Origin of the sequence: Providencia sp. PROV201 (genome assembly GCF_028479545.1) — a bacterium.
Lineage (GTDB): Bacteria > Pseudomonadota > Gammaproteobacteria > Enterobacterales > Enterobacteriaceae > Providencia > Providencia huaxiensis.
In genome coordinates, this window is the sequence record NZ_JAMPNW010000013.1 from 88,467 (window position 1) to 114,880 (window position 26,414).

Sequence of the window (26,414 nt, forward strand, 5' to 3'; positions counted from 1 at the left end):
TAATTATTCCAATAAGCCAGTGGAGTTATACCCGCTGGTTTTTTTGTTTTACTGGTATTTTGTCATTAGTCTATGATTTGGTAGAAGCTAAATTAATTAACCAGTTTTATAAATATCATCAATTTGAAATTTATTTTATTTTTTTTAATGTCTGGCTATTTTGGTGATATATCTCACACAAATAGGCATTGTACAGGAAAAATCCTTATTTTGTGTTACCACCCCTGATTTTCTACCATTTTACTTCTTTTTCTTCGCGCTTTTTAGCATCCATTAAGCAAACGGTTGTATTGCTACTGCGCTATTTTTTGCTATGTTGGTATACGCTTCATAGCTCAAGGTAGATGGATGTTATCTCTCTTGAGCTATGTTAGGCAAACACATAGGTTCATCTGTTATAAATCTTAAGTACGTTCACGATAGGGTAGGGAAATGGTTAAGGTATCTTTGCAAAAAGACAAAATTAAATTTTTACTGCTAGAAGGTGTGCACCAAAGTGCGGTTGATAACTTAAAAGCCGCGGGCTACACCAACATTGAATATCACAAAAGTGCGTTATCCGACGAAGAATTAAAAGAAGCGATTAAAGATGCACGTTTTGTAGGTATCCGTTCCCGTACTCATCTTACTGAAGAAATTTTCGCTGCAGCAGAAAAACTCGTTGCAGTGGGTTGCTTTTGTATTGGCACCAACCAAGTTGATTTAGATGCTGCGGCAAAACGCGGTATCCCTGTATTTAACGCACCATTTTCAAATACACGTTCCGTTGCAGAAATGGTATTAGGCCAATTATTACTTTTACTACGTCGTATTCCTGAAGCCAATATGCAAGCACACCGCGGTATTTGGGAAAAACAAGCTAAAGGCTGTTTTGAAGCGCGTGGTAAGCGTCTTGGGATTGTTGGATATGGCCACATTGGTACTCAGTTAGGGATCTTAGCTGAAGGTATCGGTATGAATGTTTTCTTCTATGATATTGAAAACAAACTGCCTTTAGGTAATGCAACTCAAGTTCGTTCTTTAACTGAACTTCTGAACATGAGCGATGTGGTTAGCTTACATGTGCCTGAAACCCCAAGTACGAAGAATATGTTTGCTAAAGAACAATTCGACCGTATGAAGCCTGGCTCTATATTCATTAACGCATCACGTGGAACAGTCGTGGATATCCCTTCACTGGCAGCCGCGTTGGAAAGCAAGCATTTATCAGGTGCTGCGGTGGATGTATTCCCAAGTGAACCCGCTGCGAACAATGACCCTAATGACCCATTTATCTCTGAATTGATTAAGTTCGACAATGTGATTTTAACACCGCACATTGGGGGCTCGACAGAAGAAGCTCAAGAAAATATTGGGTTAGAAGTGGCAAGTAAACTGGCTAAGTATTCAGATAATGGTTCAACATTATCTGCGGTTAACTTCCCTGAAGTTTCTTTGCCAGTGCATACTGAAGATACCAACCGTTTCTTGCATATTCATGAAAACCGTCCAGGTATTTTGAATAGCATCAACCAAGTCTTCACGGAAAATAACATTAACGTTGTCGGCCAGTACTTACGTACATCAGGCAACGTAGGTTATGTGGTTATTGATGTATTAATGCAAACGCCAAACCAAACAGATGAAGCACTCCAGAAATTAAAAGATTTACCTGGAACCATTCGTGCGCGTTTACTGTTCTAAGTTACGCTAAAAAGTGTGTGAAATGATGGCGCGGGTGTTTATGACCAGCGCCATATTTTTTGCGGCGTAATAATTTCGGGTAAAGGAATATCCCAATGAGCTATGGGGAGTTTTTCTACTTGCTGGCAATTATGGGCAAGGCCAATGGGATAAAACCCGGTTTGTTGCCAATTAGCAAGCGTTCTATCATAAAACCCACCTCCCATCCCTAACCGTTGCCCTTGAGTATCAAATGCCACTAATGGGATAAGCATGATATCCAATTTTTCGAGTGGTAGCACATCTCTGACATCAAGCGGTGGCTCATCAATATTAAATCGATTTTTAACGAGTTGGCTATCGGGGCGATAGTGAAGAAACAATAAATGGTGGCGACTAAAGGGGTGCAAAACAGGGAGATAGACTTGTTTGCCTTCAGCCCAGAGCGCATGAATGAGTGGCCTTGTGTCAATTTCGCCATCAAAAGAAAGAAACAAAGCAATAGTGTTGGCTTGTGCAATTTTCGGGTGGCTTAATGCATTATGCATGAGTTGTTCTGCTGCGTCATATTGCTGCTGAGCGCTTAATTGACGACGTGCTTGACGGATTGTTTGACGTACCTGCTGGCGTTGTGTCGAGAGGGAGTCTTGCATGTGATAACCTGTTGTATATGCGATAAAAAACAGTTAACCAAGAAAGTAAATTACTTAAAGTATATCGCAAGATGAGAGGTTATGTAGGAAACAAATGAAAAATAAGCAGGAACTTAATTGGGGGTCTCCAAGATGCCGTTGTAGGCTGTAACCCTTGAACCCTTGGTTCAAGGTGAACGCAGTTTAGCAACCTTTAGGCTTCCTGAGCGAATCAGGCATGCTCACCAGCGCCATAACCACATTCTGTTTAGTTGAAATATCGGCTCAGGGGACTCGCCCACTCACGCGCATCTCAGAGAAATTTGGTTTGAGAACTTATCGTTACTCAGTGATTTCATTGTACGAAACTAGATTTAAAATGCAACCTTAATTTTGTATATTTTTTTCTACTAGTGTCTGATTAATAAGCAGATTTACTCTAGGGGCAATACCTGCCTCTCAGTAATTTTCACCTGATCGTGCAACGCTTGTTCGATTGTGAGCTGCAACATTTTTATTTTCTCTTCCATATTATAAGCATAATCACGCGTTTTTGTCTTTTCTTGTGCTAATTCGTGACAGACGTTCAATGCTACAATAAAAATAAGTTGTTCCGTGTTGGTCACACCGCTTCTATCTTTCAGATTTTGCAAGCGTTGTTCTAATTCTTTAGCCGACTCAAGAAGGGCTTCTTTTTGTTCTGCTGGGCAATTGACTCGCATTGAGCGCCCGAAAATCTGGATGTCGACAGGTTGTGCGGACATTATACCTCCATACTGAATAATACTCGCCGTAAATACATCATATTTGGCGCAATTAATAGATAAGACAAAAGCATACTGGTCTAGCGGCTATCCTTGATGGTAGCATATCACGAATCATAAGCTAACATGACGAATTCAGATGTCTATACAAAAATCTTTACCAAACTATGAATCACTGGACAAATTACTGCAACAGCACTCAATCGCACTTACTGCTGCGGAGATCCATGGTCTAATAACTGGGTTGATCTGTGGCGGGGGCCGTGACCATAGCTGGCAAACGTTGGTCCATGACCTTGCTAACGATGGCTTAGCGTTTCCACAAACGGTTTCGCAGCCACTGCGAGAGCTCTTCGATACCACATTCGAAGCACTTGATGACAGCGAATTTGCATTTACTATGCTATTTCCTGACGAAGACGCTTCTGTTTTTGACCATGCTGATGCGCTAGCTGGCTGGGTAAATCACTTTTTATTAGGTGTCGGGGTTACACAACCGAAACTGGCTGATAAAAAAGAGATAAGCGAAGTTATCACAGATTTACGCAATATTGGTATGCTTGGTTATGACGAAGACGAAGACCAAGAAGAACTTGAGCAAGCGTTAGAAGAAGTGGTTGAGTATGTCAGGGTGGCGGTGCAATTATGTTACATTGCGTTGATTGAGCCGACTAAAGGCCCAACAGCCGTGGAAAATGATAAACCGGTTCTTCATTAATTTCTATTAATGTGAGTTTTCAAAGCACTTAACTTTATCAATCAATATTTTATTATTGATAAATTAAGTGCTTGAAAGCGTGATGTATCCAGATTTAAGTCATTTCGCCAGTGTATGTTGCTATGTGATTGGTTAAACACAAGCAATATATTCAGCAATCTAATTATTCTGATAATAAGGCAAAAACGGTATGAATAAACAGGAATTTATTTCTCGTCGCAATGCATTATTGGCTCAAATGCAATCAGGCAGTGCTGCAATTATTTTCTCTGCGCCTCCAGCTCAACGTAATGCGGATTGCGAATACCCGTATCGTCAACACAGCGATTTTCTTTATTTAACGGGGTTTAGTGAGCCAGAAGCTGTATTAGTCCTGATTAAAAGCGATGAGAAACATAGCCATACTGTTCTTTTTAACCGTGTCCGTGATTTAACTGCTGAGATTTGGTTTGGTCGCCGCCTTGGGCAAGACGCCGCACCTGAAAAATTAGGTGTTGATAAAGCGTTACCTTTCAATGAAATAGAAGAGCAACTTTATCAATTACTGAATGGCCTCGACGTGGTTTATCATGCACAAGGTGAGTTTGCCTATGCCGATAAATTGGTATTTGATGCCTTAGATATTCTACGTAAAGGTAGCCGTCGTAACTTACGATCGCCACAAACATTGGTCGATTGGCGGCCGATTGTCCATGAAATGCGCTTATTTAAGTCGGAAGAAGAAATTAATACCCTGCGTATGGCTGGGCGAATTTCTGCTCTAGCACACGTCAGAGCTATGGAAACTTGCCGACCGAATATGTATGAATACCAACTTTGTGGTGAGTTAGAACATGAATTTACTCGCCATGGTGCACGTTTTCCTTCGTACAACTCCATTGTAGGTAGTGGTGAAAATGCCTGTATTTTGCATTACACCGAAAATGAGAGCCTAATGAAGGATGGCGAATTAGTCTTAATTGATGCGGGTGCAGAGTTTGAAGGTTATGCAGGGGATATCACACGGACTTTCCCTGTTAATGGCAAATTTAGCCAAGCACAACGAGAAATTTACGATATCGTCCTTAAGGCGTTAAATACCGCGTTAGCGCTATATCGTCCGGGAACCAGTATCCATGAAGTGACTCGTGAAATTGTTCGTATCAAAACTGAAGGCCTGGTCGCACTTGGAATTTTACAAGGCGATGTGGATCAATTGATCGAAAACAAAGCATATCATCCATTCTTTATGCATGGTTTAAGTCATTGGTTAGGGTTAGATGTACATGACGTAGGTTTTTACGGCACAGACCGAGACCGTATACTTGAAGTGGGGATGGTATTAACTGTCGAACCTGGTTTATATATTGCTCCAGATGCAGATGTGCCGCCACAATATCGCGGTATTGGTGTACGTATCGAAGATGATATTGTGATCACCGAAAACGGAAATGAAAACTTAACGGATTTAGTCGTGAAAGACCCTGATGAAATTGAAGCTCTAATGGCGGCTGCAACGCACAATTTAGGGTAGATATCAGTCATCATAGAAAGGTAATAAACAACGCATGAATGTGATCATCGTGGGGGGCGGTATGGCGGGTGCAACATTAGCACTGGCGATATCATCCCTTAGCCAAGGAAAATTATCGGTTTCACTAATCGAGGCCGCTTTGCCTGATGGCAAACATCCGGGATTCGACGCACGTGCGATTGCGTTAGCCCACGGTACTTGCCAGTCATTAGCAAAAATAGGCGTTTGGTCCGCTTTAGCGGATTGCGTGACCCCCATTAATCATGTTCATGTGTCTGATAGAGGCCATGCTGGTTTTGTGAATATCGCTGCCGATGATTATCAGATCGATGCTCTAGGCAATGTTATTGAACTACACGAAGCGGGCGCCCGTCTGTTTTCATTGTTACGTAAAGCGCCCGGAGTCACTCTTTATTGCCCTGCAAAAGTAGAAAATGTTCATCGTGAACAAGATGCCGTTACGGTCACCTTGGATAATGGAGATAAGGTGACTGGGGAATTACTGATTGCTGCGGATGGCAGCCATTCTGCGATTGGCAAAGCCTGCCATATGCAATGGCAACAGGACGATTATGGGCAAGTGGCCATTATTGCCAATGTGAAAACTGCTATTGACCCAAAAGGCCAAGCCTTTGAGCGTTTTACTGAATTCGGTCCTTTGGCATTATTACCCATGTCACAAGGGCGCAGTTCTTTAGTATGGTGCCATCATCAGGAGCAGGCGGAAGACATCAATGCGTGGGATGATGAAACATTTATTAGTAAGTTACAGCAAGCGTTCGGCTGGCGGCTAGGCGAAATCGTCATGGCCGGTAAGCGTCATTGTTATCCGCTGGTATTACGTAAAGCACTTAACCCAGTTAGTCACCGAGTCGTGTTAGTGGGGAACGCTGCTCAGACCCTGCATCCTATTGCGGGGCAAGGCTTTAATTTAGGTATCCGTGACGTGATGCAATTGGCTCATATTGTGGTAGAGGCAAACGCGAAGGGGCAAGATATCGGTCGTTATTCGCTACTAAGCCAATACCAGCAAGCTCGGGTACAAGATAGAGACAAAACGGTTACGATAACCGACGGTTTGGTTCGTTTATTTGCGAATCGCTGTTTACCGCTTATTGTCGGGCGTAACTTAGGTTTAATGGCAATGGAAATGTTGCCACCAGCTCGTGATGTTTTGGCTCGCCAAACATTGGGCTGGGTTGCACACCAATAACCACGAAATAAAGAGGAATAAAAAATATGCAATCATTTGATGTGGTTATCGCCGGTGGTGGTATGGTTGGGTTAGCACTCGCCTGTGGGCTTGAGGGGAGTGGGCTACGTGTTGCGGTCATTGAAAATCATCCACCGCAGGTGCCATTCAGTGCAGCAGAGCCACATGCATTAAGGGTATCTGCCATTAATGCGGCAAGTGAGAAGTTACTGACCCACTTAGGTGTATGGTCAACCATTAAAGGAATGCGAGCTTCTGCTTATAATGGCATGGAAGTTTGGGATAACGACAGTTTTGGGCGAATTACGTTTACTGCTCAAGAACGTAACCTAACGCATTTAGGGCATATTGTTGAGAACAATGTTGTACGTGATGCCCTATGGCAAAAAGCATCGCAACTTCGCGATGTGACATTATTAGCCCCTGCAACGATTAAAAAAGTGGTGTGGGGGGAAAACGATGTTTTCATTACATTAGATGATGAAAACATGTTAACAGCGCGGTTAATTGTGGGGGCTGACGGGGCAAACTCGTGGTTGCGTAGCCATGCAGATATCCCATTAACCTTTTGGGATTATGAACATACCGCGTTAGTTGCTACGATCCGAACTGAAAAACCTCACGAAGGCGTTGCTCGCCAAGCTTTTGATGGCGAAAGTATTTTGGCATTTTTACCATTAAGTGACCCACATCTTTGTTCGATTGTCTGGTCTCAACCGGCTACTGAAGCAGCAAGGCGCAAGTCTTTAGAACCTGCTGATTTTAATAAAGAACTGGCGGTTTCGCTTGATGTTCACCTTGGCCTCTGCCAAGTTGAAAGTGACCGATTAACTATTCCTCTTACGGGGCGCTATGCAAGGCAATTTGCGGCTCAACGTTTAGCGCTGTTAGGGGATGCGGCACATACCATCCATCCATTAGCAGGCCAAGGGGTTAACCTTGGGTTTATGGATGTCGCCATGCTAATCGGTGAAATTAAACGTTTGCACCGTGAAGGTAAAGATTTTGGTCAATATTTATACTTGCGTGATTACGAGCGCAGCCGTAAACACAGTGCAGCACTGATGTTAGCGGGCATGCAAGGTTTCCGTGAGTTGTTTGATGGTAATAACCCTGCGAAGAAATTGCTCCGTGATATTGGGCTTGTCTTAGCGGACAGTTTGCCGGGGGTTAAACCGCAATTATTAAACCATGCGATGGGGCTATTTGATATGCCTAAGTGGTTGGAACAGTTACAAGTCGAAGACGCCCTCTAAATCCTTTTCTCAAAAGGCACAGTTCATAAAATTGTGCCTTTTTCTTATATCAAAATACAGAGCGTCATTATTGAACTCTGCATAAAAACAATCCTTATTATTACGTTTTAGTATAAAAAGCGGAACTTTCCCTTTCCTTCATGACTGAAAAAAACTAATTACATTCATTTTTCGCATTAGTTTTATTTATATTGCTGTGATGGATTTTATTGATAAAGCTATCATTCAAATTCTGTTTTTGGTTATATTTTGCGCCATTTGACCCTGTATGTAAGGATTTTGAGTGATCATTCTCAATTATTTAACAAAAAGCGCTGGCAAAATCAGAGCGCAATCAGTAATACAGAGGAATGGTAGCCCTATTTTTTTTTATAGGATAGAACAGCAAACAGTGGTAGGTTTTTAAAAAGTTATCGTTTGCGTTGGGTTAAAATTACCAAGGTATTTTGTTGTAGATGGGTAATTTTCACCACGCAATCACCCTGTCATATTAATAATGTAAAGAGGGTATTCATGGTAAAGCAAACAACACTATATGATGAACATATAGCCTGCGGTGCAAAAATGGTCGATTTTCATGGTTGGATGATGCCGTTGCATTATGGTTCACAGATCAATGAACATAATTTTGTCAGAACCGAAGCAGGGATGTTTGATGTTTCCCATATGACTATTGTCGATTTACACGGCGAAGGCTGTCGTGACTTTCTGCGTTACCTTCTCGCCAACGATATCAATAAACTCACAGAACAAGGTAAAGCTTTATATACAGGTATGCTGAATGCTTCTGGTGGTGTTATTGATGACCTGATTGTGTATTACTTTGCTGATGACTTTTATCGCCTCGTTGTAAACTCAGCAACACGTGATAAAGACCTCGCTTGGATTGAACAGCATGCTAAAGGTTATGCGGTTGAAATTCGTGTCCGCGATGATTTAGCGTTACTGGCTGTTCAAGGGCCGCAAGCGCCAGAAAAGGTTCATTCGTTACTCAGTTCGGAACAAAACAGCGCCATCGAAGGAATGAAACCCTTTTATGGTGTTCAAACTGGGGATTTATTCATTGCAACCACTGGGTATACGGGTGAAAAAGGTTATGAAATTGCCATGCCTAAAGAGCAAGTCATTGAATTTTGGCATAAGTTGCTCAAGGCAGGGGTTCACCCAGCGGGCTTAGGGGCACGGGATACTTTGCGCCTTGAAGCGGGTATGAACCTATATGGGCAAGATATGGATGAAACAATCTCGCCATTAGCCGCGAATATGGGATGGACGGTAGCTTGGAAACCCGAAGATCGCCAATTTATTGGCCGTGAAGCATTGGAAAAATTACGCGAACAAGGTACTGAAAAACTTGTCGGTATTGTGATGCGTGAAAAAGGTATACTGCGTGCAGGGCAAGTTGTCCGCTTTACTGATGAACTGGGGAAACTACAAGAAGGGGTGATAACCAGTGGCTCTTTCTCGCCAACCCTAGGTTTTAGTATTGCGTTAGCGCGTGTCCCGAACGGAATTCAAGACAAAGCAATTGTTGAAATCAGACAAAGAGAAATGCCAGTTGAAGTCGTTAAACCGGGCTTTGTCCGTGAAGGTAACTGCTTAGTGTAATTTGGGCGAATCTAATTAATAAATTTAAAAATTGAGAGGCTAGTGATGAGCAATACACCTAAAGAATTAATGTACACCCGTGAACATGAGTGGCTGCGCGATGAAGGTAATGGTGAATTTACAGTTGGTATCACCGAACATGCGCAAGAGACGTTGGGTGACATGGTATTTGTTGATTTACCCGAAGTGGGTACTGCGGTAAGTGCAGGCGATGACGTTGCAGTCGTCGAATCAGTTAAAGCGGCATCCGATATTTACGCACCACTGAGTGGAGAAATTGTGGCGGTTAATAGTGAGTTGAATGACGCACCAGAGCTCGTGAATGAACAACCGTATCAAGAAGGTTGGATTTTCCGTATTAAAGCATCAGATACCGCAGAGCTGGCGGATTTGATTGATGCGGCGGGGTATACCTCTATGATCGAAGCCGAAGAATAGTTTATTCGTCATATTTTGTGTTGTGGCGGTGTTGGCTTCGCTCTCTCGCCCTAGTCACATACTGATGTATGCTCCTAGGGTCTCATTTGCTTGCCGCCTAGCCACAACCTCGTCATATTTCATCTTGTGGCGGTGTTGGCTTCGCTCATTCGCCCTAGTCACAAGATGAACTATTTAGAGGGTTGAACAAATATAATTAGTAAGAAACAAGAAACAAGAAACAAGAAACAACCGCAATATTATTGATTTTAAGCGTTATCTCGCAAGTTCCGTAATAGCCGCCCTACAACTTATGCATAGCAGACAAAGGATGGGAACACAGATATGTCGATGTCACTGAGTCAATTAGAAAACCGTTCAGAATTCATTTCGCGCCACATTGGTTCATCAGAACAACAATTAAAAACCATGTTAGACACCGTGGGTGCAACGTCATTAGATACCTTGATGGACAAAATTGTCCCCAAAGCCATTCTGCTTGCAGAACCGCCAAGAGTGGGTGGTGGAGCAACTGAGCAAGAAGCTTTAGCTGAATTAAAAGCGATAGCATCACTCAATAAGCGCTACAAAAGCTATATTGGTATGGGCTATGCACCCGCAGTGCTTCCGCCAGTTATCTTGCGCAATTTATTAGAAAACCCGGGTTGGTATACCGCTTATACGCCATATCAACCGGAGGTGTCTCAAGGCCGTTTAGAATCATTATTGAATTTTCAACAGGTCACTATCGACCTTACTGGCTTAGACCTCGCTTCTGCGTCGTTATTGGATGAAGCTACTGCGGCAGCGGAAGCCATGGCGATGGCAAAACGGATCAGCAAACTGAAAGATGCAGAACGCTTCTTTGTTGCAGATGATGTTCATCCGCAAACCCTAGATGTTGTTCGCACACGTGCGGGGACTTTTGGTTTTGAAGTGATTGTGGATAGCGCAGAGAAAGCACTGGAACACGAAGGTGTTTTCGGTGTGCTACTTCAACAGGTCGGTACGACAGGTAACGTCCATGATTACAGTTCGCTATTTGCTCAACTAAAAGAGCGCAAAATTGTCAGCTGCGTTGCTGCAGATATGATGGCTCTTGTGCTGTTAGCTGCTCCGGGTAAACAGGGCGCTGACATTGTATTCGGCTCAGCTCAACGTTTTGGTGTACCAATGGGCTACGGTGGCCCACATGCAGCATTCTTTGCTTGTCGTGATGAGTTTAAGCGGGCAATGCCGGGACGTCTGATTGGCGTTTCACGGGATGCGGCAGGTAATACCGCGCTGCGTATGGCGATGCAAACTCGTGAGCAACATATTCGTCGCGAAAAAGCGAACTCGAATATTTGTACATCCCAAGTGTTGTTAGCCAATATTGCCGCCATGTATGCGGTTTACCATGGGCCAAAAGGGCTGAAAATGATCGCTGAGCGTATCCATCGCTTCAGCTCTATTTTTGCCAAAGCATTAGCAGACGCAGGGGTTACTTCACGTCATAAAACCTGGTTTGATACATTATGTATTGAAGTGGCAGACAAAACAGCGGTGCTAGCACGTGCTGAGAAAGCTAAAGTGAATTTACGCACTGATATTCGTGGTGCAGTTGGCGTGACGTTTAGTGAAATCACGACTCGCCAAGATTTAAATGAATTATTTGCGGTGATCACAGGTATTGAAACTAAATTGGATTTTGAAAAACTAGACCAATCGGTTTCAGCAACAGAGCAAGCGATCCCAAGCACTATGTTACGTAATGATGAAATTTTAGCGCATCCAAATTTTCATCGTTACCATAGTGAAACCGAAATGATGCGCTATATGCATAGTTTAGAGCGCAAAGATTTAGCCTTAAACCAAGCGATGATCCCACTGGGTTCTTGTACGATGAAGCTCAATGCGGCAGCGGAAATGATCCCAATTACGTGGCCTGAATTTGGCGAGTTACACCCATTCTGCCCACCTGAGCAGGCTCAAGGTTATCACCAAATGATAGAGCAGCTTTCTCATTGGTTAGTGCAATTGACCGGTTATGATGCGGTTTGTATGCAGCCTAACTCAGGAGCACAAGGTGAATATGCAGGTTTATTGGCTATTCGTCGTTATCATGAAAGTCGCAATGAAGGGGAACGAAATATTTGTTTGATCCCGGCTTCTGCTCACGGTACCAACCCAGCCTCTGCACATATGGCAGGTATGGAAGTGGTGGTAGTGCGTTGTGATGATGAAGGTAATATCGATTTAGCGGATTTACGTGAAAAAGCTCAGCAACATAGCGAAGCACTTTCTTGTGTGATGGTAACTTACCCATCGACACATGGGGTATATGAAGAAAGTATTCGTGAAGTGTGTGAAATTATTCACCAATATGGTGGCCAAGTATACCTTGACGGTGCAAATATGAATGCTCAGGTTGGGTTAACAACGCCGGGCTTTATTGGTGCGGATGTTTCTCACCTGAATTTACATAAAACGTTCTGTATCCCTCACGGCGGTGGTGGCCCAGGTATGGGGCCTATTGGTGTGAAAAAACACTTGGCACCGTTCGTACCGGGGCATTCTGTGGTTGAGCAAGAAATGTTAACCGACCAAGGTGCGGTATCTGCGGCTCCATTTGGTAGTGCATCAATTTTGCCAATTAGCTGGATGTATATTCGTATGATGGGCTCTTATGGTTTACGTAAAGCTAGCCAAGTGGCTATTTTAAATGCGAACTATATTGCTAAGCGCCTTTCTGGTCGTTATGACATTTTATATACAGGGCAAGACGGTTATGTGGCTCACGAATGTATTGTTGACTTGCGCCCAATTAAGAAAGACACCGGTATTAGTGAGCTCGATATTGCTAAGCGTTTAATTGATTATGGTTTCCATGCGCCAACCATGTCTTTCCCTGTCGCAGGGACATTAATGATTGAGCCGACTGAGTCTGAAAGTATCACGGAAATTGACCGTTTTATTGATGCGATGTTAGCTATACGCGATGAAATTGACCAAGTAGTGAAAGGCCAATGGACACTCGAAGATAACCCTCTCGTGAATTCGCCTCATGTGCAAACAGAGTTAGCCGGGGAGTGGCCACATCGTTATAGCCGTGAGCTTGCCGTGTTCCCGACAGCACAAACGAAAGCGAATAAATACTGGCCAGCGGTTAAACGCCTTGATGATGTGTATGGTGACCGCCATTTACACTGCTCGTGCGTACCGATTGAAGATTATATGTAGGAATAAATCACGCTTTTCATTAAATAGTGTGAATTAACTGTTTTTAGGCTTGATTTCGGTAGTTTACTGAGATCAAGCCTTTATTATGGGTATCTCTAGCCCGAATATTGTGAAATACCCGTGTAATTTTTACCTTGATATAGTTTTTCCACTTCGCCTGTTTCCATAACGACTTGGTAAACACCCCCATTAAGGTCGGCGACATACATTAGTTGTGCTGATTTATCATATGTGAGCCCAATCGCCTCTTTAAAACCACGGCTTATTACTTTGTAATGGCTCAATCCATCAGAAGCAATAGTGGCACAATTTAAGCTATTGCCATCGGGCTCAGCGCCTCTATCTGTCCAATATAAAATATGGGTTTCTTCATCAAGCAATAAATCAATAGGCTCGGGTAGGTATTGAAGGAGCAATTGAATATCAGTGCGTTGATTGGCTGGTTGCTGGGTTTTAGGTGTTAATGGTGCCCTAAAAATACGGCCTAAATTGCCTTTAGCGGTGCCTTTTTGTGTCCAGTAGAGCCAGTTATTTGCAACATCAACAGTAATACCAACGCACTGGTCTAATATATCTACGTTATTGTGTTTATCTCGGGGCCTTGCTACATGGATTAATAAATCAGAACCATCGACATGACATGATGAAACCATACCGCCTTCACGGTCACACCAATATAATCGTTGATTCACTAAATCAAGGTGTAATTGTTTTGGCGTTCTTACTTTTCCATTGCCTAATAGCGTTTTTCTGCCTGTACCATCAAAATTCATCACATTGATGGAGCCATCGTCAGCGTTATAATCATCCCCCATATTGCTCCAATAAATTAATCGATTAGTAGGGTCAATGGCAATGCCGTCAGGAGTTCCACCGAGTCCTTCGATAATTGGGATTGTTTGATGTGTTGATTTATTGAATTGAATTATTGCGGGTGAATGGACATCTAGTAGCAAAAGGTAAGGGGTTGAATATTCATTGAATTTTTGCATTTTAAACCTCTCAGGCAAATGTTCAATGATAAAGATAGGAGTGATATTAATAATTAGCAAGTTATTAATATTGATATTTCTTTATTAGTCGAGATTAATAATTATATATAGAATATAAAGTAGTTTATTATTTAAATTAAAATAATGAATTAGTGAAAAGTATATCTTGTCACGGACAATATAAATTAGATGAGTGTAACACGTTAAATAAAGCGGCTTTTCAGCCGCTTTTGGCTAAAATTACAACAACCAACCTTTTTGTTGGGCGAGTTCTAACTGTAATTTTAACTGCTGATAAAATTCAGGCAGAATTTGCTCGATATAATCACACTTACTGAGTACTTGCTCAAGGCGGATATTATTTTCAACCCAACTTTGTCCTTGATTGTGCAAGTTCATTAGCATTGGCATCGCTCGGTCAATGGCATTTGCATAGACAGACTCTGGCGTTTCTAATGCATCGTACTCATTCCACAATGCTAAAAGGGTTTCAGCTTGTGGGCTAGGCAACAAATTAAAGATACGGTTAGCGGCTTTAACTTCTTCTTCATGAATAGCATCACGAGCTGCATTATCAAAGACCAATACATCACCTGCGTCAATTTCAACAATGTCATGCACAAGGGCAAGCTTTATCGCATGTTCGATATTAATGCCTTGTACATAAGGTGCAAAACTCATTGCTGCAACCGCAAATTGCCAACTGTGCTCTGCCGTATTTTCTTGGCGTTCACGGTTCAATAACTTATTTTTACGATAAACGCTTTTGAGTTTATCTAATTCCATTAAAAATTGGACGACTTCGGTAAAAGCCCCAAAATTAACCACCTCTACGGGCTTGCTACCTAATGCAGATGACATAAAAACTCCAATTAATTCTCTTCTAATGAATAAGGTAATGGTGCGATGGTTAGGTGACTTTGCTCATCACCCATAACACGGAAAACGCTATCGGCTTCCATATCGTTATTCATAATGACCTGTACATAAATTTCACCACTACCTAAGCGGATAGCTGCTAAAACAGTTCCTGTGCGACGCCATTTATCACCAAGCTGCCATTCCACACCTTCGCCGATAACAGGAATAGTGGTGCCTGTGCCTTTCAAGGTGTACATCGCGCGTTTATTTGCACCACGGAATTTTGCACGTGCAACCATTTCTTGCCCGGTATAACAGCCTTTTTTAAAGCTGATACCGTGAGGTAGGGCTTGCAAATTAGTGGCTTGAGGTAAATGTTGGGCACTATTTGCTTGATCGATAACGGCAAAACCCGCTTCGATATCAAGGGCTAGCCATTGTTCATCATTAACTTGAATAGCGTCTAAGGTTTGAGCCATTTTTTGTGCGGTTTCTTCGTTGGTGATCACCAAAAAACGCTCTGTGGGTAATGCAAAATGCAATATTGTGGAAGCACCGTCTGTAATGACTTGGTTTTGCTCGTCAGGTAATGCAGTAAATAATGTTGCCAGCGCTTCTCTTGCACCTTTACCTGCGACCCCGATTAATTTTAGGTCCGGTTTTTTTTCAAAGGTGACTTTTGAGAAAACTGCATATTTTTTCAGCTCAGCAAGTTGTGAATCGGCAACGCTGGTTCTCAATAAATATGAATAACCGTCTAAGTGATGGAATAAGCGGAGATCACTCCACATTTTACCTTTGGGATCACAGTGTGCTGTTAATGCATGTGACTGAGTGAGTATGGCAATATCCGCGGTCACTTGGCCTTGCAGGTATTTCTCTGCATCAGCACCGTGGAGATGAATAAGTTCCCAGTTTTCCAGTGAAATCAAAACGAGTGGTAAAGACTGAGATCCGAGAGGAAACTGCTGTGTACTATCAATGTGGTTAGTCATGATTTCACCTGTTGTTCTTTGATAGATAAAGGTGCCTAATGGTAAAATAGCTAGATAACATTGCAAGTAGTTATTATGATGAAGCTGTATTATCTAATAGTTTTTTATCATCTGTTTGTAGAAAAACGGTATTTTACTACTAAAATTACAACAATGTAGTCTATAACATGTTTTCTTAGCGGATAATCTGTTAGAGTATGGAAAATAATCAATCTAATCAGTTAACTGCAAAAAAGGCCGTAGTAGAATGGATATTGAGAATAAAGCGCGAATTCATTGGGCATGCCGTCGTGGTATGCGTGAATTAGATATTTCAATCATGCCGTTTTTTGAGTATGAATATGATGACCTAACAGCTCACGATAAGCAGGTATTTGTCCGTTTATTAGAATGTGCGGACCCTGATTTATTCAATTGGTTAATGAATCATGGTCGCCCAGATGATGACGAACTTTTTCGTATGATTAAACTGATTCAGGAAAAAAATAAAAATCGTGGTCCTGTGGAAATCTAATCTCTCCATTTCATGGAAAACTCAATTGTTCTCAACCTGTGTTCATGGGGTTGTTGGGATGTTTTTACTATTGGCTCCATGGTCCCCTGATAACTCAATGATATGGTTGCCGCTATTAGTGGTTGTCGTTGCGAGTTGGGCAAAGAGCCAGAAAAATATCAGTAAAATAAAAGGGGTTGCTGTACTGGTTAATGGCAATAAGGTTCAATGGAAGAAAAATGAGTGGAGAATACTGAAAGCGCCTTGGCTTAGCCGTTATGGGGTATTGCTGACACTAGAAGCTTTGCAAGGTAAACCGCAAAAGGTTCATTTATGGATAGCGAAAGATGCTGTGTCAGAAGAGAATTGGCGTAATTTAAACCAGTTATTACTGCAATACCCTGATATCTAGGCTACCAAGATCACTGGCGATAAACCGCATGGGTAGCCTGAGAGTATGTAGATAACCCTCACTTTGGGTTATCAATAAGCAAGCTAATATAAGCTTGCGCCATACTTGCATTATAACAACGCTTCAATTTCCTCAAAAATCTGTACGCACCACTGTGCGATGCGCTCATCAGTTTGTTCAAACTGGTGGACTTCATCTAATGCAAGGCCAACAAACATATCACCGGTGTCATTGAGTGGTTTAGGGCTATCAAAGGTATAGCCTTCAGTCGGCCAGAAGCCAACAAATTTAGCACCGGTTGGTTTCAGTTGGTGGTAGAGCATCCCAAGGGCATCAAGAAACCACTCGCCATAATCTATTTGGTCACCCAGCCCATACATCGCAATAATTTTATTTGCGAGGTTAAGATTGGGAAGCGCTTCCCAAATTTCAAGCCAATCTTCCTGTATTTCACCAAAATCCCACGTAGGTATTCCCAAAATAAGAACATCATACTGTTCCATTTCTGCCGGCGGTGTATCGTTAACGTTATGAAGTGTGACTAAATCATCGCCGAGAATATCACGTATTTTTTCTGCAACCATTTCGGTATAACAGGTACTAGAACCGTAAAAAAGACCTATTTTCATATATATTATTACTATGTCCAGCTATGGTTTTCATCACAAGAGATGTATTGTAACAGAAGCAGCCACATTCAGGCATAATAGAATCGTGTGGTATTATCTAAAGGAAGCTTATCTGTCGTGGAAATCAAACAACTTAATCCATTAATTGAACAATTTCTTGATACAATTTGGCTTGAACAAGATCTAGCCGAAAATACATTGGCTTCTTATCGTAATGACCTTCAATTATTAGATAAATGGCTTGATGCACATCAGTTGCATTTAGAAAATGTTCAATCAATTGACCTACAATCTTTTTTTGCTGAACGCATTGATTGTGGATATAAAGCAACGAGTTCAGCACGTTTATTAAGTGCGATGCGTCGGTTGTTTCAATATTTGTACCGGGAAAAAATCCGTTTGGATGACCCTTCAGCGGTGATTGCTGCTCCCAAAATTCCGCAGCGTTTGCCCAAAGATTTAAGTGAAAGACAAGTTGAAGATTTATTGAATGCCCCTGCTACCGAAGATGCTTTAGAGCTACGTGACAAAGCGATGCTGGAAGTGCTATATGCATGTGGTTTGCGTGTTTCTGAATTAATTGGTTTAACTTTTTCAGATATTAGTTTGCGGCAGGGGGTTATTCGTGTTGTCGGTAAAGGCGATAAAGAAAGATTGATTCCCTTGGGGGAAGAGGCAATATATTGGCTAGAAAAATATATTGATGAAGGTCGCCCAGATTTATTAAATGGCAAAACGAGCGATATTCTATTCCCGAGTAAGCGTGGCACGAAAATGACTCGGCAAACGTTTTGGCACCGAATAAAATATTACGCAGTACTTGCACATATTGATAGCGAGCTACTCTCACCGCATGTTTTAAGACACGCATTTGCAACTCATTTACTTAATCATGGGGCAGACTTACGCGTGGTACAAATGTTGTTAGGTCATAGTGATCTATCAACCACACAAATTTATACTCATGTAGCGACTGAGCGGTTACGAGTATTACATGAGCAGCATCATCCAAGGGGGTGATGCATGATTAAAGGACTATTTATGAAACGCAAATTGATATTATTGGCTGCTGCATGTATTGCAACGTTGACTTCCTCAGTCTATGGGGCAACGGAAGAAAAAGTTATTCGTGATACGTTGGAAAAATACAACATGGTTGTTGAAGTGATTAAACCTTCACCCATTGTTGGGCTGAATGTTGTTGAAACATCAACGGGTGTTGTATACATCACTGATGACGGCAAATATTTATTGCAAGGGCCAATTTATGATATGAGCGGTAAAAACCCGGTTAATATCAGTAATCAGCCATTAATGAAAAAAGTAGAAGCGCTCAAAGGTGAAATGATTGTTTTTAAAGCGCCGCAGGAAAAGCATGTTGTGACCGTTTTTACCGATATTAGCTGTGGTTACTGTAAAAAATTACATGAATCTGTTGGTGAACTAAATAGCCAAGGTGTCACGGTGCGTTATCTTGCATATCCACGTCAAGGTGCGGACAGTGACGTAGGGAAAAAAATGGCGTCTATCTGGTGTAATGGCCTACCACAAAAAGCGCTAACTCAAGCGTTTAAAGGTGAGGAAATTGCCATGATTGAAGATTGCAAAATTGACCTAAGTAAACATATGAGTGTGGGTAATTTATTTAAAGTGACGGGAACACCAGCGATCATCCTACCGGATGGGCAATTACTACCTGGCTACATGAAACCGGATGCCCTTGTTCAATTACTCAACGAAAAATAGTTAATTATTGTGAATGTAGAAACACTCTTACAACAAAGGCAGCAGCAAAGTTCTGCTGCTCAACTTCCTGGCTTGCCTGAACTATTACAACGGATTTATCAACACCGAGGCGTCACCGATATCACTCAGTTAGAGCGTAAAGCGGCCAATTTATTGGATTATCGGACATTATCGGGTATTGATAAGGCATTACCGCTACTTTATCGTGCTTTAAATGAACATGAGGCTATCACCATTGTTGGGGATTTTGATGCCGACGGAGCAACCAGTACTGCGTTAGCTATTAGAGCCTTAAAATCAATGGGATATAGGAATATCAATTATATCGTTCCGAACCGCTTTGAAAATGGTTATGGTTTAACGCCTTTGGTGGTTGAAGAAGCGCGTAACCAAGGAACGAATCTCATTATTACCGTTGATAATGGCATTTCATCCCATGAAGGTGTTGAAGTAGCTAGCCATTATGGAATAAATGTCATTATTACTGATCACCATCTGCCGGGGGAAACTTTGCCTGCTGCGGATGCGATAATCAACCCGAATTTAAACGAGTGTGGCTTTGCCTCTAAATCATTAGCAGGGGTTGGTGTCACATTTTATTTAATGTCGGCATTACGTGCGTATTTGCGTCAGCAAGGGTGGTTTGTGCAACAAGGCGTGGCAGAGCCTAATTTAGCCGAATACCTTGATTTGGTTGCGTTGGGAACTGTCGCAGACGTTGTTCCTCTTGATGTAAATAACCGTATTTTAGTTCATCAAGGGCTTAATCGTGTTAGAGCGGGGCGTTGTTGCGCGGGTATTAAAGCCCTCGTTGAGGTTTCCAAGCGGGATTTATCAAGGCTAGTGGCAAATGATTTTGGTTTTGCACTTGGTCCTAGATTAAATGCGGCAGGTAGGTTAGATGATATGTCGGTGAGCATTGAATTATTGCTGACTGACGATATGGCCTATGCGCGGGAACTAGCAAATGAGTTGGATGGGCTAAATCAAACTCGCCGTGAGATTGAAGCGGGTATGCAGCAAGAAGCTCTCGTGCTTTTTAACCAATTCGAATACGGTGAAAACCAGTTACCAAATGGCCTAGCCATTTACCACCCCGAATGGCATCAAGGCGTTGTAGGGATATTGGCTTCTAGGATCAAAGAACAATACCATCGTCCGGTTATTGCATTTGCCCCTGCTGGTGATGGCTTATTAAAAGGTTCAGGGCGCTCTATTCAAGGGGTGCACATGCGCGATGCACTTGAACGCTTGAATACCTTACAACCGGGGTTAATGCAGAAGTTCGGTGGTCATGCGATGGCGGCAGGTTTGACGCTTGAAGTGGATAAATTTGATGCTTTTAAACATCACTTTGAGCTATTGATGGGGGAACTTATTCAGCCTGAACAACTTGCTGGAGTGATATGGAGTGATGGTGAGCTTTCTCGCAATGAATTTTGTTTAGAAACAGCGGAACTTATTCGAGAGAGTGGCCCTTGGGGACAATCATTCCCCGAGCCAGTATTTGATGGTGAATTCCAATTATTACAGCAAAGGCTAGTGGGTGAGCGTCATCTAAAACTCATGTTAGAGCCGGTGAATGGCGGGCCAATGTTAGATGCAATAATGTTTAATATTGATGTGCGCCGATGGCCAGATAATAGTATCAAAAAAGCTAAAATAGCCTTTAAATTGGATGTAAACGAGTTTCGAGGGCAAAAAAACGTACAATTAATGATTGAACATATTTGGCCGGATTAAACGGGTAATTAACACACTGAATAACGATGAAATAGCGTTTTATGGCGCTATAAACATGAGATAAATTCCGCTATACTAAGCGGTTTGTGAACAAAAAAATATTTTTGACTAACCATAAGATATTGAAAAATGACGTTTGAAATAAACCCAATAAAAAGTAAGATTCAGGACCTGTCTGAGCGGACAGTGGTTCTGAGGGGGTATCTTTGACTATGATGCCAAGAAGGAACGCTTAGAAGAAGTCAACGCTGAGCTTGAACAGCCTGATGTTTGGAATGAACCCGAAAGAGCGCAAGCCCTTGGTAAAGAACGTTCATCACTTGAGGCAATTGTTGAAACAATTGACCAGATGACGCAAGGCCTTGAAGATGTTGAAGGTTTATTAGAGCTTGCGGTTGAAGCGGATGATGAAGACACATTCAATGAAGCAGAAGCTGAGTTAGAGCAATTACAAGGCAAATTAGAGCAACTTGAATTTCGCCGTATGTTCTCAGGCGAATATGATAGTGCAGACTGCTACATTGACTTACAAGCGGGTTCTGGCGGTACTGAAGCGCAAGATTGGGCAAGTATGTTATTGCGCATGTACTTGCGTTGGGCTGAGTCAAAGGGCTTTAAAACCGAGATTATCGAAGAGTCTGATGGTGATGTTGCTGGGCTAAAATCGGCAACGGTCAAAATTATTGGTGACTATGCCTACGGGTGGTTAAGAACGGAAACAGGTGTTCATCGTTTAGTCCGTAAGAGTCCATTTGACTCAGGCGGGCGTCGTCATACTTCTTTTAGTTCTGCGTTTATTTATCCTGAAGTTGATGATGATATTGATATCGAAATCAATCCAGCGGATTTACGTATTGATGTATACCGTGCTTCTGGTGCTGGTGGTCAGCACGTTAACAAAACAGAGTCAGCGGTTCGTATCACACATATTCCAACGAATATTGTGACGCAATGCCAAAATGACCGTTCACAGCATAAAAACAAAGACCAAGCGATGCGCCAGTTAAAAGCGAAGTTATACGAACTGGAAATTCAGAAGAAAAATGCAGACAAGCAAGCGATGGAAGAGAATAAGTCCGATATTGGCTGGGGAAGCCAAATTCGTTCTTACGTCCTTGATGATGCAAGAATAAAAGATTTACGTACTGGTGTGGAAACGCGTAACACGCAAGCCGTACTGGATGGTGATTTGGATAAATTCATTGAAGCTAGTTTAAAAGCTGGCCTGTGAGGAAAAAATGTCTCAGGAACAACAAGGTGTTGAACAAGCACCTGATTTGAATAACGAACTTAAAGCCCGTAAAGAAAAGTTAGCGGCACTGCGTGAAAAGGGTATTCCATTTCCAAATGATTTTCGTCGTGAAGATATTTCCGATAAAATTCATGCGCAATATGATGATAAAACATCCGAAGAGCTTGAAGACCTAAATATTGAAGTGTCGATTGCTGGCCGTATGATGACTCGTCGTATCATGGGTAAAGCATCATTCGCAACGTTACAAGACGTTGGTGGGCGTATTCAGATTTATGTTTCCCGTGATGATTTAGCGGAAGGCATCTATAACGAACAGTTTAAAAAATGGGACTTAGGCGATATTTTAGGCGCTAAAGGCCGTTTATTTAAAACCAAAACAGGTGAGTTGACTGTTCATTGTCATGAAGTCCGTTTATTGACCAAAGCATTGCGCCCATTACCTGACAAATTCCACGGTTTATCAGACCAAGAAACACGTTACCGTCAGCGCTACCTTGACTTAATCGCGAATGATGAATCTCGTCATACTTTTATTGTTCGTTCTAAGATCCTCGCTGAAGTGCGTAATTTTATGGTTGGTTACGGTTTTATGGAAGTCGAAACCCCAATGATGCAAGTCATTCCAGGTGGTGCTTCTGCGCGTCCATTTGTGACTCACCATAATGCATTAGATATCGATATGTACTTACGTATTGCGCCTGAACTGTACTTGAAGCGCTTAGTTGTTGGTGGTTTTGAACGTGTATTTGAAATCAACCGTAACTTCCGTAACGAAGGCTTATCTCCACGTCATAACCCAGAATTCACGATGATGGAACTGTACATGGCGTATGCGGATTACCGTGATCTGATCAAGCTAACAGAAGATTTGTTCCGTACATTGACACAAAATGTTTTAGGTAACACGGTTGTTCAGTATGGTGAGCAAGAGTTTGATTTTGGTAAACCTTTTACCAAACTCACTATGAAAGAAGCGATTTGCAAATATCGTCCTGAAACCAACGTTGCTGATTTGGATGATATGGATAAAGCGGTGGCAATTGCTCAATCAATTGGTATCAAAATTGAGAAAAGCTGGGGGCTTGGCCGCATTCAGTGTGAAATCTTTGAAGAGGTTGCAGAGAGCCACTTAATCCAGCCGACATTCATCACTGAGTATCCTGCTGAGGTTTCACCATTAGCGCGTCGCAATGATGATAACCCATTCATTACTGACCGTTTTGAGTTCTTCATTGGTGGTCGTGAAATCGGTAACGGTTTCTCGGAATTAAACGATGCAGAAGACCAAGCTGAACGTTTTGCAGAGCAAGTTCGTCAAAAAGATGAAGGCGACGACGAAGCAATGTTCTATGATGAAGACTATGTTACCGCATTAGAGCATGGTTTGCCGCCAACGGCAGGTTTAGGTATCGGTATTGACCGTATGGTGATGTTATTCACTAATAGTCATACTATTCGCGATGTTATTTTATTCCCAGCTTTACGTCCTAGCAAAGCTTAAATGCCATTATGCCCGGTTAATACCGGGCATATATTAATATTTATAAGCTATCAATATTGACTCCTCTTATGTTTCATTCAAGCAGTTCATTTTAGTTATAAGATAAAACACTATTTACTAGACGCGAAATGAGTAAGGTGAAATAAAATCACTGAAAAGTGTTTTTTTAGTGATTATGGCTATGTAATCAATGTATTTTATTAAAAATAGATTTGAGTTACGAATCGTATCAATTTAATATAAGTAATTATGGCAGATAACTGCTATGCTCTATTACGCATTTTTAGCATCAATAAATACGTATTTTGATAAAAACTTGATCCTATTTATAATTTTTAATTATTGTTAGCCTGTAGAATTGAATTAAGCAGGTTACTCATTTTTTGTATGATGACGTTTATTGTTATATCACAAGTTTAAAATGTGTTAGCAGCTTGAAAAATGGAAAAAGGTTTATTTTTTTGTGAGTGAATATTTTATTTGTTAACAATTGTTACAGGTGACAGAACTAAAATAAGAATTTACTTGGAAAGAATTGGGTCGCTTACAAGGTTTATAGAGTAACTCGACCGTTCTCTGACATAAAATAATAAAAAATTACGGCAAAGGTGTAGAATTATCCCTTTATAGGGTGACTAGTGGGAATTAGCTCATAAAATTAATGAAAATGTGGCAATAAAATAATTTTAAAACTAAAGTTAAGCTAATCTAAATTTATGAGATGACTCTATTTCTACATTCGGACTTATAGAAAATAGCTAATTTTTAGCTTACACTAGGTTTTTTTGACATCATTATAATAGCGAAGAAAAGTGCTGGTAAGGTAACCATATGTTTTTAAAAAATAAATTTTATGTTGCATCTTTGCTATAGCAGGTACAGCTCTTCTTTCAGGTTGTACATTTGGCTCAGACTCATACAATACAGCAACACCGAATACCCCAAGTAAACAGGTAGTCAATACAAGTACCACTCAGCCGGTAACACAATCGACTGTTGATACCAATCCAGGTCAGGCTGATAACTCTTATCCTGAATCTCAAAAAGTTTTAAACAACGCAATTAACCGTACACCAGTTGCTTCTACAACTTATGGTGAAGCGGGTGCTGATCAGCAAACATTTGCTCATTTGAATACGTGTGTTAAAGAATTAAACGCGCTCAAAACACTCTCACCAAAAGATTACAATCGCTTAGTAGGTTCATTTAAAGAAGTTAGCGAAATCAACCGTCTATATCGACAAGTTGAAGGGACTGCTAGCCCTGACACAATTGAATTATTACAAATGGCGATAGAATCTAAAACCAAAGTATTGTGTGCAAAAGTTCGTTATAACTCAGTATTGTCTACCGAATCAACATTGAAGAAAATTAGTGGATTATGAGAATAAACCTTAGGCTTTGTGTGTCACTGGCACTTGTTACGACTTTTTTTAGTCATGCTCCAAAAGCAGAGCGCTTTAACAATGTAATTGATGATTTTGATACTTATCTTCAAATGGAAAAAGAAGGCAAAGTACAAGAACAAAAGCAACAATTGCCAGTTAATACACAAAACCAGGGTTATGAAATCTTTTCTTCGCTATCTACTGTTCCTGCTCCAAAAGAGAAACAAAAATCTGCGGCAGCGAATAAAGGAACGAAAGGCAAAGCTACAGGGAAGAATAAATCTGCTGCGGCATCAACAAAGAAAGTAGATGTTGCGAAGGCAGAGCCTGCTGAACCGGAAAAAACGACTTTTTCTGAAGTGTGTGCGGTGACGACAGAAAATGGGGCATCCCCTATTTTGTTGTCGTCTTACCCTTATTTCTTCCAAAGCAATCAATGGGATCCTGCTTATCTAGCCAAAGATTTTGCAAAATATCAATTGGTTCTTGACCCACTCGGCTTATATGCATCTAAATTTGCCAAGCCAACAGGTATTAATACCTCTGCTTATCTTGAGCAATTGGCGCAATTAATTGAACGTCAGCAATTAGCACATCTATATAAGTTTGGTATTGCTCAAGGTGTAGGCCAACTTATTGCCTATAATCATTTGCTCAATGATGAACAACTCGTTTCTGAACTCATTAATCATAATAAGAGTATCGCGCAATTAACGCATACAATTACGGAAAAACAATTTGAGATTGATAAACTAAATGATGACGTTCTGAAAAGTAAAGAGCAAATCGCGCAATTACAGGCAATTGTCAATTCATCAGATGACCAATCTTTAATTGACACATTAAAGACTAAACTGGCGGATGCTCAAAAAACAATTGAGCAAAAGCAAAATAGTCTTGATCAATTGAGTCAAGAAAATCAGCAAACCCAAGAAACGATTGCTCAACTTGAAAAACAATTAAATGAAAGTGTCGTTGAACAAGCCCAACTTAAACAGCAATTAGCAGATAAAGAACAGCAATTTGCTGCTGCAAATTTGAAAATTGAGCAACTAACTGCGGATATTGCAAAATTAGAGTTGGAATCTAAAAATCAACTGCAAGTCGCGGGTAACGCTGATGAGCTGATGAAATCAGTGACAGCTGAACTTTTACAGCAAAAAGAACTGTTGAAACAGAAAGAAAATGAATTAGCGACCGTTAAAAGTGAAAAAGATGGTGTTGCATCGTCTTTAGTCGCCCAGCAAGAAAAAAGTAAATTATTAGAGTTACAAAACCAGCAATTACAAACTCAGTTGGTAGAAAAAGAACAATTAGCAGAAAAAATTCAAGTTTCTCTGGCGAAGAAAACGGAACAAGCAGAGCAACAAGTTGCATTAGAGAACGCCTTAAAA

General features: G+C 41.3%; 23 protein-coding genes and 1 other RNA gene. 17 read left to right on the plus strand and 7 right to left on the minus strand.

Annotation, left to right across the window (positions count from 1 at the left end; all coding sequences use genetic code 11):
• The first annotated feature begins 432 nt into the window (after positions 1-432).
• Positions 433-1,683, plus strand: a complete 1,251-nt coding sequence (gene serA / locus PR809_RS12410) for a phosphoglycerate dehydrogenase (RefSeq protein WP_004261923.1) — start codon at positions 433-435, stop codon at positions 1,681-1,683.
• 38 nt (positions 1,684-1,721) lie between these two features.
• On the opposite strand, the gene PR809_RS12415 is transcribed toward serA, so the two are convergent.
• The 3 genes from PR809_RS12415 to zapA form a co-directional block, all read right to left on the minus strand.
• A complete protein-coding gene (locus tag PR809_RS12415; RefSeq protein ID WP_166267676.1) occupies positions 1,722-2,315 on the minus strand; it encodes a 5-formyltetrahydrofolate cyclo-ligase in 594 nt (197 codons plus the stop codon).
• 120 nt (positions 2,316-2,435) lie between these two features.
• Positions 2,436-2,617, minus strand: a non-coding RNA gene (ssrS, locus tag PR809_RS12420) — 6S RNA.
• A gap of 111 nt (positions 2,618-2,728) precedes the next feature.
• The gene (zapA, locus tag PR809_RS12425) at positions 2,729-3,058 is read right to left on the minus strand and encodes a cell division protein ZapA (protein WP_102137423.1); all 330 of its coding nucleotides are present in this window, start codon (positions 3,056-3,058) and stop codon (positions 2,729-2,731) included.
• Between the two features lie 139 nt (positions 3,059-3,197).
• On the opposite strand from zapA, the gene PR809_RS12430 reads away from it, so the two are divergent.
• The 7 genes from PR809_RS12430 to gcvP all read left to right on the plus strand — a co-directional run bounded on the left by PR809_RS12430 (position 3,198) and on the right by gcvP (position 13,005).
• Positions 3,198-3,776, plus strand: a complete 579-nt coding sequence (locus PR809_RS12430; RefSeq protein ID WP_102137424.1) for a YecA/YgfB family protein — start codon at positions 3,198-3,200, stop codon at positions 3,774-3,776.
• Between the two features lie 190 nt (positions 3,777-3,966).
• On the plus strand, positions 3,967-5,289 hold the full coding sequence (gene pepP / locus PR809_RS12435) for a Xaa-Pro aminopeptidase (RefSeq protein ID WP_206276266.1): 1,323 nt from the start codon (positions 3,967-3,969) through the stop codon (positions 5,287-5,289).
• 34 nt (positions 5,290-5,323) lie between these two features.
• A complete protein-coding gene (gene ubiH / locus PR809_RS12440; RefSeq protein WP_102137426.1) occupies positions 5,324-6,502 on the plus strand; it encodes a 2-octaprenyl-6-methoxyphenyl hydroxylase in 1,179 nt (392 codons plus the stop codon).
• A 26-nt stretch (positions 6,503-6,528) separates the two neighbouring features.
• Positions 6,529-7,758 (plus strand): FAD-dependent 2-octaprenylphenol hydroxylase, encoded by a 1,230-nt coding sequence (gene ubiI, locus PR809_RS12445; protein WP_102137427.1) that lies wholly within the window; start codon positions 6,529-6,531, stop codon positions 7,756-7,758.
• 513 nt (positions 7,759-8,271) lie between these two features.
• Positions 8,272-9,366 carry a glycine cleavage system aminomethyltransferase GcvT gene (gcvT, locus tag PR809_RS12450; RefSeq protein ID WP_102137428.1) on the plus strand — a complete coding sequence of 365 codons (1,095 nt, stop codon included), beginning with the start codon at positions 8,272-8,274 and terminating at the stop codon, positions 9,364-9,366.
• Between the two features lie 45 nt (positions 9,367-9,411).
• Positions 9,412-9,804 (plus strand): glycine cleavage system protein GcvH, encoded by a 393-nt coding sequence (gene gcvH / locus PR809_RS12455; RefSeq protein WP_036958523.1) that lies wholly within the window; start codon positions 9,412-9,414, stop codon positions 9,802-9,804.
• Between the two features lie 324 nt (positions 9,805-10,128).
• Positions 10,129-13,005: an aminomethyl-transferring glycine dehydrogenase gene (gene gcvP / locus PR809_RS12460; protein WP_166267682.1), complete on the plus strand. Its 2,877-nt coding sequence runs from the start codon at positions 10,129-10,131 to the stop codon at positions 13,003-13,005.
• Between the two features lie 95 nt (positions 13,006-13,100).
• Here gcvP and PR809_RS12465 read toward each other — a convergent pair whose 3' ends face one another.
• From PR809_RS12465 to ygfZ, 3 genes are all read right to left on the minus strand, one after another.
• Positions 13,101-13,997 (minus strand): YncE family protein, encoded by an 897-nt coding sequence (locus PR809_RS12465; protein WP_206276265.1) that lies wholly within the window; start codon positions 13,995-13,997, stop codon positions 13,101-13,103.
• 240 nt (positions 13,998-14,237) lie between these two features.
• Positions 14,238-14,858: an HD domain-containing protein gene (locus tag PR809_RS12470; protein WP_102137431.1), complete on the minus strand. Its 621-nt coding sequence runs from the start codon at positions 14,856-14,858 to the stop codon at positions 14,238-14,240.
• Positions 14,859-14,869: 11 nt separating this feature from the next.
• Positions 14,870-15,853: a tRNA-modifying protein YgfZ gene (ygfZ, locus tag PR809_RS12475; protein ID WP_166267686.1), complete on the minus strand. Its 984-nt coding sequence runs from the start codon at positions 15,851-15,853 to the stop codon at positions 14,870-14,872.
• Positions 15,854-16,100: 247 nt separating this feature from the next.
• Here ygfZ and sdhE point away from each other — a divergent pair, with 247 nt between their 5' ends.
• Both sdhE and PR809_RS12485 read left to right on the plus strand, forming a co-directional pair.
• Positions 16,101-16,367 carry an FAD assembly factor SdhE gene (gene sdhE / locus PR809_RS12480; protein ID WP_206276264.1) on the plus strand — a complete coding sequence of 89 codons (267 nt, stop codon included), beginning with the start codon at positions 16,101-16,103 and terminating at the stop codon, positions 16,365-16,367.
• Complete coding sequence (locus tag PR809_RS12485) at positions 16,348-16,758, plus strand: protein YgfX (RefSeq protein ID WP_102137433.1); 411 nt, start codon at positions 16,348-16,350, stop codon at positions 16,756-16,758. Before sdhE ends, PR809_RS12485 begins: the two co-directional genes overlap by 20 nt.
• 110 nt (positions 16,759-16,868) lie before the next feature.
• On the opposite strand, the gene fldB is transcribed toward PR809_RS12485, so the two are convergent.
• Positions 16,869-17,387 (minus strand): flavodoxin FldB, encoded by a 519-nt coding sequence (gene fldB / locus PR809_RS12490; RefSeq protein ID WP_166267688.1) that lies wholly within the window; start codon positions 17,385-17,387, stop codon positions 16,869-16,871.
• 117 nt (positions 17,388-17,504) lie between these two features.
• Between fldB and xerD the strand changes: the two genes are divergently transcribed.
• The 7 genes from xerD to PR809_RS12525 all read left to right on the plus strand — a co-directional run.
• Entirely contained in the window at positions 17,505-18,407 is a 903-nt protein-coding gene (gene xerD / locus PR809_RS12495) for a site-specific tyrosine recombinase XerD (protein WP_102137435.1), read from the plus strand.
• Positions 18,408-18,428: 21 nt separating this feature from the next.
• Complete coding sequence (gene dsbC, locus PR809_RS12500) at positions 18,429-19,133, plus strand: bifunctional protein-disulfide isomerase/oxidoreductase DsbC (protein WP_195697522.1); 705 nt, start codon at positions 18,429-18,431, stop codon at positions 19,131-19,133.
• Positions 19,134-19,142: 9 nt separating this feature from the next.
• Positions 19,143-20,876 (plus strand): single-stranded-DNA-specific exonuclease RecJ, encoded by a 1,734-nt coding sequence (gene recJ, locus PR809_RS12505; RefSeq protein ID WP_102137436.1) that lies wholly within the window; start codon positions 19,143-19,145, stop codon positions 20,874-20,876.
• A 129-nt stretch (positions 20,877-21,005) separates the two neighbouring features.
• Positions 21,006-22,107 (plus strand): peptide chain release factor 2 gene (gene prfB, locus PR809_RS12510; protein WP_102137437.1). Its coding sequence is split into 2 segments (ribosomal slippage): positions 21,006-21,083 and positions 21,085-22,107, totalling 1,101 coding nucleotides; the frame shifts between segments, so codons are not numbered across the junction.
• 7 nt (positions 22,108-22,114) lie between these two features.
• On the plus strand, positions 22,115-23,632 hold the full coding sequence (gene lysS / locus PR809_RS12515; RefSeq protein ID WP_102137438.1) for a lysine--tRNA ligase: 1,518 nt from the start codon (positions 22,115-22,117) through the stop codon (positions 23,630-23,632).
• Between the two features lie 1,130 nt (positions 23,633-24,762).
• On the plus strand, positions 24,763-25,017 hold the full coding sequence (locus PR809_RS20125; protein WP_442959985.1) for a hypothetical protein: 255 nt from the start codon (positions 24,763-24,765) through the stop codon (positions 25,015-25,017).
• Between the two features lie 20 nt (positions 25,018-25,037).
• Positions 25,038-26,414 (plus strand): hypothetical protein (locus tag PR809_RS12525; RefSeq protein ID WP_272524532.1); only part of this gene is annotated, 1,377 nt, incomplete at its 3' end.

What these genes read in the sequence shown, in the direction of transcription:
- PR809_RS12415 (WP_166267676.1), bottom strand. Translation starts at nt 2,315, where the DNA reads ATGCAAGACTCCCTCTCGACACAACGCCAGCAGGTACGTCAAACAATC.
- serA (WP_004261923.1), top strand. Translation starts at nt 433, where the DNA reads ATGGTTAAGGTATCTTTGCAAAAAGACAAAATTAAATTTTTACTGCTA.
- fldB (WP_166267688.1), bottom strand. Translation starts at nt 17,387, where the DNA reads ATGAAAATAGGTCTTTTTTACGGTTCTAGTACCTGTTATACCGAAATG.
- dsbC (WP_195697522.1), top strand. Translation starts at nt 18,429, where the DNA reads ATGAAACGCAAATTGATATTATTGGCTGCTGCATGTATTGCAACGTTG.
- PR809_RS12465 (WP_206276265.1), bottom strand. Translation starts at nt 13,997, where the DNA reads ATGCAAAAATTCAATGAATATTCAACCCCTTACCTTTTGCTACTAGAT.
- pepP (WP_206276266.1), top strand. Translation starts at nt 3,967, where the DNA reads ATGAATAAACAGGAATTTATTTCTCGTCGCAATGCATTATTGGCTCAA.
- lysS (WP_102137438.1), top strand. Translation starts at nt 22,115, where the DNA reads ATGTCTCAGGAACAACAAGGTGTTGAACAAGCACCTGATTTGAATAAC.
- gcvP (WP_166267682.1), top strand. Translation starts at nt 10,129, where the DNA reads ATGTCGATGTCACTGAGTCAATTAGAAAACCGTTCAGAATTCATTTCG.
- zapA (WP_102137423.1), bottom strand. Translation starts at nt 3,058, where the DNA reads ATGTCCGCACAACCTGTCGACATCCAGATTTTCGGGCGCTCAATGCGA.
- gcvH (WP_036958523.1), top strand. Translation starts at nt 9,412, where the DNA reads ATGAGCAATACACCTAAAGAATTAATGTACACCCGTGAACATGAGTGG.
- ygfZ (WP_166267686.1), bottom strand. Translation starts at nt 15,853, where the DNA reads ATGACTAACCACATTGATAGTACACAGCAGTTTCCTCTCGGATCTCAG.
- ubiI (WP_102137427.1), top strand. Translation starts at nt 6,529, where the DNA reads ATGCAATCATTTGATGTGGTTATCGCCGGTGGTGGTATGGTTGGGTTA.
- ubiH (WP_102137426.1), top strand. Translation starts at nt 5,324, where the DNA reads ATGAATGTGATCATCGTGGGGGGCGGTATGGCGGGTGCAACATTAGCA.
- gcvT (WP_102137428.1), top strand. Translation starts at nt 8,272, where the DNA reads ATGGTAAAGCAAACAACACTATATGATGAACATATAGCCTGCGGTGCA.
- PR809_RS12470 (WP_102137431.1), bottom strand. Translation starts at nt 14,858, where the DNA reads ATGTCATCTGCATTAGGTAGCAAGCCCGTAGAGGTGGTTAATTTTGGG.
- sdhE (WP_206276264.1), top strand. Translation starts at nt 16,101, where the DNA reads ATGGATATTGAGAATAAAGCGCGAATTCATTGGGCATGCCGTCGTGGT.
- PR809_RS12430 (WP_102137424.1), top strand. Translation starts at nt 3,198, where the DNA reads ATGTCTATACAAAAATCTTTACCAAACTATGAATCACTGGACAAATTA.